Origin of the sequence: Streptomyces vastus (assembly GCF_039532825.1) — a bacterium.
GTDB lineage: Bacteria > Actinomycetota > Actinomycetes > Streptomycetales > Streptomycetaceae > Streptomyces > Streptomyces vastus.
Window position 1 is genome coordinate 89,774 of the sequence record NZ_BAAASJ010000125.1, and the last position, 8,963, is coordinate 98,736.

The window sequence follows — 8,963 nt, forward strand, 5'->3', positions numbered from 1 at the left end:
GAAAGAGTGCGCGGGACAGAGGCGGGGGCAAAAAGAAGGGACGCCGAAGCGTCCCTTGCAATTCTGGTTAGCGGCTGACACGGACAGCCTGATCACTGGCGGCGTCGTCTGCCGTGGTGGTCAGGTGAGCGCAGGCTCCGCCTGGGGTACGTCGATGCTCTTCAGAAGCTGTTCGTGAGAAGCGGCAGCCGTCAGCTCGTCGTTCTCGGCCTGGATCCGTACGAGCTCGGATTCCAGGTCCTGGACGCGCTGCTGGAGCCGTCGCATCTCGGCGAGGAGTCGCGGGTCAGAGCCGCCGACGTAACCGAGAAGCGCCTTTGCCATGATGGATGGTCCTCCACAATGAGTGACCGACCGAAGCGGTGTGGGTCGTGAGGGAATCGCACCCGTGGTGCTTGGCACTGTTCAGTTGTTGCTGCCGTTCTTACATGCCAAACAGCTAAGGTGCGCGGGGCTTTCAGCGTCTCACCAAAAAGTTTGACGGTCAACACGATCACGCCCCGTATTGACGGGCAACCCGGGGCGCGCGGCCTGGAAACGGGCGGCGCTGCCTCTCCTGCGGGGCCCTGAGGGCGTAGAGATCATCCTTCCTTCGCGAGCCTGCCACGGCAAGCGGTTCTTGGCAACCACCAGGTAGTTTCTGCCTCTGGCAGGTGCCCCGGGTCGCTCACGTTCCCCCGGCCTGCGGTGTTGCGGCCCGCGAGGAGCAGTGGATCTCAGCGGATGGCGAAGCCGTCGTAGCCGCCGCGGGGTGTGTCCCAAATCTCGGTGACTCCGTCGACCCGGCCGGGTGTGTCGTCTCCCCGCAGCCAGTCGAGCAGTCCCTCACAGCCGGACCGCGGCCCCTCGGCGACCACCTGTACCCGTCCGTCCGGCAAATTGAGAGCAAAGCCACTCAGGCCGCCGAGCTCCAGCGCCTTGGCGCGGGTGAACCAGCGGAAACCCACACCTTGGACGCTTCCTCGCACCCATGCCACGAGTCGCACATCGTCGTTCATGGGTGCACGCTAACGAGTCATTTGTTTCCTGAGCACTTCCTCCTCATGCGTCATGCGGTACCGTCCCGACGCAATGCACCTCACTCGTTCGGGTGAGGAACGTTGACTGCAAGGATGAGGAAGGCCAGGAGATGGGACGCCACCGACGCTCCGCCGCCGGCCGCGCCGCCACAGGCCGCGCCACCGGCGTCACGCAAACGTACGGATCACTCACCGGCGGCTACTCAACGGCCGGTGCGGGTTACTACGCGACCGACGCCATCTCGGCGGCCGGGCAGGGCCGCTACGAGGGGCATGCCCTCCACCCGCAGAACGATGCCTACGCGCACAGTGACGCGTATCTCTTCGCGGCGGGAGACACCGCTCCGGGGAGCGCCGCCTACCTCTACGCGACGGGCGACGTCGACGCGTACGCCACGACCAGCTTCGCGTCCGTTCCCGGCCCCCGCGGCGGGCGCTCGCACCGCCGCCGTAAGAAGGCCAGGGCCGCCGTGCCCGTGCGCACCGGTCTGCTCGGGGCCTCCGCGGCCGTCGCGATGGGCGCCGTCGCGGTCGCCTCCGGGCTGGTTCCGGGCGGCGGTGACACCAACACGGCCGGCGGCAGCAACGCGGGCAAGGTGCAGACCTCGGACTTCCCGACCGGCCTGGGCACCCAGGGCGGTGCGGACGGCTCCGCCGACGACCGGGACGGCTCCGGCGCGAGCCGTGACGCCGACCGTTCCCCCTCACCCTCGCCGACGCCCACGAAGCCGACGAAGGAGCCCACAGAGGAGCCCTCGGCGAAGCCGACCACGAAAACGCCGGAGAAGCCGAAGCCGACGCCGACTCCGTCGCGTACGGCCACGAAGGTGCCCAAGCCCACCCCGCCCAAGGCGGTGTCCCCGCAGACGGCGGCCGAGGCCAAGGTGCTCAAGCTGGTGAACCAGGAGCGGGAGAAGGCGGGCTGCAGCCCGGTGACGGCGTCCGGCACGCTCGCCAAGCTGGCCCAGGCCTTCAGCGAGGACATGGCCGAGCGGGACTTCTTCGACCACACCGACCCGAGCGGGGCCACCCCCTGGGACCGGGCGGACGTACTCGGCATAGCGAACCTCGGCGGCGAGAACATAGCCCGTGGCCAGGCCGACGCCGAGGCCGTCATGGAGGCCTGGATGAACAGCCCCGGCCACCGCGCGAACATCCTGAACTGCGACTTCAAGACCTTGGGAGTCGGCGCCCACTTCGCTGCGGGCGGACCCTGGTGGACGCAGGACTTCGGCTACTGAGCGACCACTGAGCGATTTCCCTTGGTTAGCGCCACCTGTTGGTAGGCGCTGCGCCGGAGTACGCTCAAGGTATGGACCTAACGGAGACACAGGATCTTCCGTTTGACGTGTTCTCCAAGGGGTGTCCCTCGCGGGGCACCCTGGAGCACGTCACGGGGCGCTGGGGCGGGCTCACCCTCGGGGCGTTGTACGAAGGCCCGTTCCGCTTCAATGAGCTGCGTCGGCGCGTCGACGGCGTGAGCGAGAAGATGCTGTCGCAGACGCTGCACGCACTGGAGCGCGACGGTCTGGTGCACCGTGAGGCGCAGCCCACGAACCCCCCGCGTGTGGACTACGAACTGACGCCGCTCGGCCACCAGGTCGCTGAGCGGCTGCTGGCCCTCATCCACTTCATGGAGGGTCGCATGGGCGAGGTCCTGGCGGCGCGCGAGCGTTACGACGCGACGCGTGGCACTCGCTGACAGCGCGGGCAGAAGTAGCTGGAGCGGTTCATCCATGGCCGCCGCCGGATCACGGTGCCGCAGCGCCGACACGGCTCTGTGCGTGCCGAGAATCACGTCCGTGCAGCTCAAGCGGCGTGTTGGTACTCGTGGATCACTCCGCCGAGGCGGTCGTGTCGACGTATGTCGAGGCGAGCGATCTCCCTGGGGTCGGTGATGGTTTCGGGGAGTGCGCGCAGCGGCGCGGCTGCCTGCAGGGAGCGGTGGGTGCGGTGCTCGTTGTAGAACCGCTCGTACTCGCTCAGGGCATGGCGCAGGTGGTGAGCGTTCCAGATGAGGGTGCGGTCGAGGGGCTCGCGGCGGGGGCTGAGCACCCATCTCTCCATAATCGAGTTCATCCTTGGCATGCGGACGCCGGTGAACACGCTCTGGATGCCGACGTCGGCGAGGATCTCGTCGATCAGGGCAGGGTACTTCGCGTCGCGGTCGCGGATCAGGTAGGCGGCGTGCGCGCCCACGTCCTCAAGGTCCATGACGAGGTTCTTGACCGCCTGGGTCACCCAGCCCGCGGTGGGGTGCGCGGTGGTGCCCAGGACGCGGATGCGGCGGGTTGCGTGCTCGATGACGGCCAGGATGTACTGCCGCTGCCCGGTCAGGGTGATGGTTTCGATGAAGTCCATGGCCAGCAGGGCGTCGGCCTGGGAGCGCAGGAAGCCGGCCCAGGTGGTGGCGGTCCGTTCTGGCGCCGGGTCGACGCCCTCGGCCTTGAGGATCTCCCAGACAGTGGACGGGGCGACCGTGATGCCGAGCACGGCCAGTTCCCCGTGGATGCGGCGGTAGCCCCAGCCGCTGTTCTCGCGGGCCAGGCGCAGGACCAGCGCCCGGATCGAGCGGACGGTGCGCGGCCGTCCGGGCCGCTTGGGGCGGCAGATGCGGGGCGTGCCGCTGCTTCACCAGGTTGTGGTGCCACCGCAGCACCGTGTCCGGACGTACCAGGAGCCGGAGACGACGCAGCACCTGGCGCGGCAGCGGTGCCAGGAGCGCGGCGAGGAAGGCCCGATCCTCGGGGGCAAACTTCACCCTTTTCGGGCCGAGTTGGCGCTCAAGGACCGTGATCTGGTGGCGTAGGGCCAGGATCTCGGCCTCCTTGGCGCGGTCGCTCATCGGGAGCAGCCAGAGCGCGGCGAAGGCATTCGACACGGTCAGATAGGCGAGACGCAGGAGCACGAGTGGTCATCATGCCGTGGCAACTGGCAGCGGCCGCAAGCGGGATGACCTGCGCGGACGAGATTCTCGGCACGCACAGTGTCAGACTTTAATTCCGAACAGTTTTTCCGCATTTCGGAACGCAATTTTTTCCTTGGCTTCGCGTGGCAAAGCGACTCCCCGGAACCAGTCGGTTTGAGTTTTCATATTTGCAAACGGGTAGTCGGTTGCAAACATCACTCGATCCACACCTATGTACTTCAGCAGGAGATCGAGCAGTTCAGTCTGGGGGAATGCGCTGGTTGTGAACCAGAAATTGTCATGGAAATACTGCTCGAACGGCTTGTCCAGGCTCTTCTTGGTCACTTCGCTCATCTTCTCCACGACGCGTTTGTAGAAGAACGGAAGCCCCTCTCCCATATGGCCGATGATAATCCGGAGGTTGGGATACCTGTCGAATACTCCTGAGGTGATCATTCGGAGGCACTGAGTAACGACTTCCTGGTGCCATCCATATGCAGAGATGCTGAGAACCTGGTCCTGGAACTCCTTCTGATATTCCGGCCGCATATTGCTGTAGTAGATTTCGAAAACCTCGTCAGGCGGCAGGCCCGGATGGATGTATATCGGCACATCAAGGGCTTCGGCGCGCGCCAGCAGGGGCTCAAAGTCGGGATGGTCGAGGAATTTATTCCCGATGATTCCATTGGTCAAACATCCCAGGAAGCCATCTTCCCGTACTGTGCGTTCCAGTTCGTCTGCCGAGGCCTCCGGATTCTGCAGAGGCAAGGTTGCAAATGCCTTAAACCGCCCCGGATAGGTGGCCATCGGTCCATCGACAAGCAACTTGTTGAGACGATACGCAAAATCGATTCCCTTCTGACCTTTGACATTCTGCACACCTGGCGTATGTGCGGAGAGGATTTGAACGTTGAGCCCTGCTTCATCCATTGCACCGATGCGGCGCGGGCCGAGCTCGGCAAGACCAGTATCCTCGAGGAACAGCCTGTCGTTCAGCACCATCAACTCATGGGTGGAAAAGGTCTCTTCCGTGCCGATGAAGGGCAGGTCCTGGTCTCGCTGTGAAAAATCCGTAGTCTCGTTCGCTGCCGCGCGGGAGGCAATGGCATGCGTGGACAAGCCGGCACCAATGCCAAGTGCTGCCGTGCCGGCTAGAAAGCCGCGGCGTCCCGTCGTGAGGTGCTTCAGAGGGTTTGCGTTGGACTTCATGTCAGTTTCTCCTCAGGTGTTTGTGTGGTGCGGTATCCGTGCGGCATCCGTCTGCAAGACACGACGGGTTACCTCGCTTATCCGGATGCCTACTTCCTACCAAGCGAACCTGAGACGAACGTTAATACGGTGCTCAGGCCGGTTGGCCGAACCAGGTGCCCAGCGCACGCACCAGCGTGGTGGCGTCGAGGTCCTGCCCGGTCGGCAAGGCCCAGGCGACACAGCCGTCGGGCCGGATCAGCAAGGCGTCGACGTCCACCCGGTCCGTGCGGGCGATGACGGAGTTGACCCGTCCGGTCCACGCGGCCGCGGCGTCGCGGACCTCCGCGCGGTCGACGAGGTCCAGCAGGAGTCCGCAGCCAGGTGCAGGCGACGCGAGGTGAGAAACCGCAGGTCGACCGCAATCTCGTCGCCGCGGTGAACCGGCTGAAGGTCACATCGCATGCGCGCCTGATCCGCAATGACGAAGGCATCCTTCGCGTCCGTCTTCCCATCGCCCCGGTAGGATCCGGAGGCGTGATGGACGGTGCGGCCGGGGATGTAGAGGACCTTTTGCCCGTGGTCGGTCAGCAGCGCGATCATCAGGGCAGCCCCGCCGGCGTCGAGGTCGATCGCTCACGTCACCGGCTCACCGCCGCTCAACTCCAGCACATCGCTGATCAGTTTGAGCAATGCATTCTCGTCGTTGACCACACGCTGCGACAGCTCCCGCGTGCCGTCAGCACCGAGCACCACGCAGTGGTGCTCGGCCTTGCCTGCATCCATACCAGCCCACAGTTGGGGCACGGCCGCCTCCGAAGTCGTTCCTCTATCTGTCGCAGGACGACCTCGCCAGCGTGTCCTCACCAAGCGATCTTTGCCGCGCATCCCAATGAGTGGCCGGCTCGTCGCGGGATGCCGGGCGGCCAATCGTTTGAAGCCACCACTGGGCTGGAGACACGCAGCCACACCCAGCATCCCTGGGCCTTCCGATCCTACGAGTGACCGGAATCAGCCCCAGGAACAACGTAAGGAGACACGACCCTCACCGCGGCCGGTACTTCAAGCCCCAGCGCCTACACGCAGACAAAGCCTACGACCGCGCCGACCTGCGCAGATGACCCCGATGGAAACGTATCGGAGTTCGCATCGCCCGGAAAGGCATCGAATCCAGCGAGCGATTAGGGCGTCGGAGGTGGGTGATCGAGCGCACGCAACGTCATGGCTGTCCGGTTACCGCAGACTCAGTCCCCGCTACGAGCGCCAGCCCCGCAACTACCTGGCATTTCTCGGACTTGCCGCCGCCCTATGCTGCTACAAGCGCCTCGTCCGCCTCACCACGTAGGAAACGATCTTAAGTATCCGTAAGAGCACGGCCCGCGGGCACCACAGCGGCGACGCTCTAATCCTGGCCTCAGGTTGATCGGGGACAATGAGCGGCAAAAGCATCGACTGGAGGGGGGCGGGCCGGCGTGCGGATCATGATCGCGGATGATGAAGCGGCCATCCGGGATTCGCTGGAGCGGGTGCTCCAGGTCGAGGGTTACGACACCAGCACCGTCGCCAACGGTCTCGCCGTGCTCGACGGGGTCGGTGAGGCCAGCGGTGACACGCTGGATCTGCTGATCCTCGACGTGATGATGCCCCGCCTCGGCGGGTTGGAGACCTGCCGGCGGTTGCGGGCCGCGGGCCGGGATCTGCCGGTGCTGATGCTGACCGCCCGTGACCAGGTCTCCGACCGGGTCGCGGGGTTGGACGCGGGCGCCGACGACTACCTGCCCAAGCCGTTCGCCACCGAGGAGTTACTGGCCCGGGTGCGGGCCTTGCTGCGCCGACGCACGCCGACCGACGAGGAGTCGCAGATCCTGTCGTTCGCCGACGTCCGGCTCGATCCCGACAGGTTCGAGGCGTGGCGGGGCGCGCGGCCGCTGCGCCTGACCCGGACCGAGTTCTCCCTCCTGCAGGTCCTCTTGAGCAACGCGACCCGGGTCGTGACCCGCGACGCGCTGTTCGACGCGATCTGGGGCTTCGGCATGAGCTCCACCGCCAACAACCTCCAGGTATACGTGAGCTACCTGCGCCGCAAGATGGAGGCCGAGGGTGAGCCGCGATTGATCTACACGCTGCGCGGCCTGGGATACACGTTGCGGGAGACTCCTCCGTGAGCAGGCACGCCGGCCGGGAACCGCGCCGGCTGACCCGATGGTGGCGCCGGTGGTCCCTGCGGGCCAGGCTGACGGTGATTGCGGCGACGGCCATCGCGGTCAGCGTGTTCGTGGCCTTCCAGGTGGCCAGCGAGCTACTGGACTGGGAGCTGCGAGACACCGCCGAGAATCAGCTGCGCGCCGACTCCCGCGTCCTGGCGACGAACGCGGAGCGCGCCGGTCTGGCGCAGGTCCAGCTACCGCCGTATCCCGGATCCGGTCGGCTGGTGCGGGTCATCCTGCCCGACGGCTCGATCCGGACGCCGGCCGGCCAACCCGCGCTGCCCCCGGTCAGCGAGGACGCCGGGCGCGTGGCGCAGGGCGCGTCGGCCGACCTGATGGAGTCGAACGACAGCGACGAGGACGGCTACGTCATCTACACGCTGCGGGCGGGCGACGGCGCGGTCCAGGTGGCCCACGTCGTCGACGACAGCCCGATCAACCGGTTCGGGTTCGGCATGCTGCTGATCGGGCTGCTCTGCGTGGTCGGCGGTGCCCTTGTCGGGCGGACCGTGGCGCGGACCGGGCTGGCACCGATCGACCGGCTGACCGCCGCCGCGGTACGTGTCGCGCACACCCGGGATCTCGACGCCGACATCCCGGATGAGGGCGGTGGGGAGATCCGGCGGCTGATCCAGTCGATCAACGACATGCTCGCCGCGCTCCGGGACTCCCGGCGGGCCCAGCGGCTGCTCGCCGAGGACGCCGCCCACGAGCTCAAGACCCCGCTCACCAGCCTGCGCCTCAACGTCGAGCTGCTGATCCGGCTCGATCGGCGCGGCACCCTGGACAGCGCACTGCCGGCGGAGAGCCGGACCCGGCTGCTCAACGATCTCGGCGCCCAGGTGGCCGAGTTGAGCACCCTTGCCGCCGAGCTGACCGACCTGGCGCGCGGTGACGTCAGCGACGAGAGCACCGAGGTGCTCGACCTCGCCGACGTGGTGGTGGCCGCTGCCACCCGGGCGCGTTCCCGCGTGCCCGACATCGAGGTCGTGCTGGACGTGACCTCTGTGTGGGTGAGCGGGCGTCCCGCTGCGCTCGAGCGGGCGGTGCTCAACCTCATCGACAACGCCGGCAAGTGGTCCCCCGCGGACCAGCCGGTCCAGGTCCGGCTCCGTGCCGAGGGCGCGTCGGTGGTGCTCGAGGTCGACGACGCCGGGCCGGGCATCGACGCCGCCGACGTACCGCGGGTGTTCGACCGGTTCTACCGTGCCGACAGCGCCCGGGCGTTGCCGGGATCCGGTCTGGGGCTGTCGATCGTGCAGCGGGTCGTCGACGCCCACGGCGGCCGGGCCACCGTCGCCCGCTCCGCACGCGGTGGCGCGCTGCTTCGGGTCGACCTTCCGGCCGCGGCCCCGCCCGCCCCGATCGCGCGGCTCACCGCCGGGGATGACACCGCGGTGCGCTGACCCGCCCCGGCGGCGCGGCGCAGGACAAGGGACGGCGGCCCTCGGGCAATGGCCCGCGCGGCCCGCCACCGGGCAGGACACGGTGCGCCGACCCCAGCCCCGGCCGCACGGCGCAGGACCAAGGGACGGCGGCCCTCGGGCAATGGCCCGCGCGGCCCGCCACCGGGCAGGACACGGTGCGCCGACCCCAGCCCCGGCGCGTGGCGCAGGACCAAAGGGCGGCGACCGTCGGGCA

At 67.4% G+C, this 8,963-nt stretch carries 9 protein-coding genes and 4 pseudogenes; 6 read left to right on the forward strand and 7 right to left on the reverse strand.

All coding sequences use genetic code 11. The features are described from left to right. Positions 1 to 120 precede the first annotated feature (120 nt). Both ABD357_RS42730 and ABD357_RS42735 read right to left on the reverse strand, forming a co-directional pair. Complete coding sequence (locus ABD357_RS42730) at positions 121 to 324, reverse strand: hypothetical protein (RefSeq protein ID WP_165338055.1); 204 nt, start codon at positions 322 to 324, stop codon at positions 121 to 123. A gap of 392 nt (positions 325 to 716) precedes the next feature. Next, entirely contained in the window at positions 717 to 998 is a 282-nt protein-coding gene (locus ABD357_RS42735) for an acylphosphatase (RefSeq protein WP_344397025.1), read from the reverse strand. 131 nt (positions 999 to 1,129) lie between these two features. Here ABD357_RS42735 and ABD357_RS42740 point away from each other — a divergent pair, with 131 nt between their 5' ends. Both ABD357_RS42740 and ABD357_RS42745 read left to right on the forward strand, forming a co-directional pair. Continuing rightward, positions 1,130 to 2,260 (forward strand): CAP domain-containing protein, encoded by a 1,131-nt coding sequence (locus ABD357_RS42740; protein ID WP_344397026.1) that lies wholly within the window; start codon positions 1,130 to 1,132, stop codon positions 2,258 to 2,260. 71 nt (positions 2,261 to 2,331) lie between these two features. Next, positions 2,332 to 2,721, forward strand: a complete 390-nt coding sequence (locus ABD357_RS42745) for a winged helix-turn-helix transcriptional regulator (RefSeq protein WP_344397028.1) — start codon at positions 2,332 to 2,334, stop codon at positions 2,719 to 2,721. Here ABD357_RS42745 and ABD357_RS42750 read toward each other — a convergent pair. Further along, a pseudogene (locus ABD357_RS42750) lies at positions 2,694 to 2,801 on the reverse strand (bifunctional DNA-formamidopyrimidine glycosylase/DNA-(apurinic or apyrimidinic site) lyase); the annotation flags it as partial. The gene ABD357_RS42745 and the pseudogene ABD357_RS42750 overlap by 28 nt on opposite strands. A gap of 27 nt (positions 2,802 to 2,828) precedes the next feature. Beyond that, positions 2,829 to 3,717, reverse strand: a pseudogene (locus tag ABD357_RS42755) (integrase core domain-containing protein). On the opposite strand from ABD357_RS42755, the gene ABD357_RS42760 reads away from it, so the two are divergent. Beyond that, the gene (locus ABD357_RS42760) at positions 3,640 to 3,828 is read left to right on the forward strand and encodes a hypothetical protein (RefSeq protein WP_344397651.1); all 189 of its coding nucleotides are present in this window, start codon (positions 3,640 to 3,642) and stop codon (positions 3,826 to 3,828) included. The pseudogene ABD357_RS42755 and the gene ABD357_RS42760 sit on opposite strands and share 78 nt — an antisense overlap. A 180-nt stretch (positions 3,829 to 4,008) precedes the next feature. Here the strand turns inward: ABD357_RS42760 and ABD357_RS42765 are convergent, their stop codons facing one another. The 3 genes and pseudogenes from ABD357_RS42765 to ABD357_RS42775 all read right to left on the reverse strand — a co-directional run. After that, positions 4,009 to 5,136, reverse strand: coding sequence for an amidohydrolase family protein (locus ABD357_RS42765; protein ID WP_344397030.1), 1,128 nt, complete (start codon positions 5,134 to 5,136; stop codon positions 4,009 to 4,011). A gap of 133 nt (positions 5,137 to 5,269) precedes the next feature. Then, a complete protein-coding gene (locus tag ABD357_RS42770; protein ID WP_344397622.1) occupies positions 5,270 to 5,485 on the reverse strand; it encodes an aromatic-ring hydroxylase C-terminal domain-containing protein in 216 nt (71 codons plus the stop codon). A gap of 2 nt (positions 5,486 to 5,487) precedes the next feature. Next, a pseudogene (locus tag ABD357_RS42775) lies at positions 5,488 to 5,901 on the reverse strand (IS110 family transposase); the annotation flags it as partial. Positions 5,902 to 6,149: 248 nt separating this feature from the next. Here ABD357_RS42775 and ABD357_RS42780 point away from each other — a divergent pair. The 3 genes and pseudogenes from ABD357_RS42780 to ABD357_RS42790 form a co-directional block, all read left to right on the forward strand. Further along, a pseudogene (locus ABD357_RS42780) lies at positions 6,150 to 6,460 on the forward strand (transposase); the annotation flags it as partial. Between the two features lie 127 nt (positions 6,461 to 6,587). Continuing rightward, positions 6,588 to 7,280 carry a response regulator transcription factor gene (locus ABD357_RS42785; protein WP_344397031.1) on the forward strand — a complete coding sequence of 231 codons (693 nt, stop codon included), beginning with the start codon at positions 6,588 to 6,590 and terminating at the stop codon, positions 7,278 to 7,280. Then, positions 7,277 to 8,728, forward strand: a complete 1,452-nt coding sequence (locus tag ABD357_RS42790) for a sensor histidine kinase (protein WP_344397032.1) — start codon at positions 7,277 to 7,279, stop codon at positions 8,726 to 8,728. Before ABD357_RS42785 ends, ABD357_RS42790 begins: the two co-directional genes overlap by 4 nt. Positions 8,729 to 8,963: the final 235 nt, after the last annotated feature.

What these genes read in the sequence shown, in the direction of transcription:
- ABD357_RS42730 (WP_165338055.1), bottom strand. Translation starts at nt 324, where the DNA reads ATGGCAAAGGCGCTTCTCGGTTACGTCGGCGGCTCTGACCCGCGACTC.
- ABD357_RS42735 (WP_344397025.1), bottom strand. Translation starts at nt 998, where the DNA reads ATGAACGACGATGTGCGACTCGTGGCATGGGTGCGAGGAAGCGTCCAA.
- ABD357_RS42740 (WP_344397026.1), top strand. Translation starts at nt 1,130, where the DNA reads ATGGGACGCCACCGACGCTCCGCCGCCGGCCGCGCCGCCACAGGCCGC.
- ABD357_RS42745 (WP_344397028.1), top strand. Translation starts at nt 2,332, where the DNA reads ATGGACCTAACGGAGACACAGGATCTTCCGTTTGACGTGTTCTCCAAG.
- ABD357_RS42765 (WP_344397030.1), bottom strand. Translation starts at nt 5,136, where the DNA reads ATGAAGTCCAACGCAAACCCTCTGAAGCACCTCACGACGGGACGCCGC.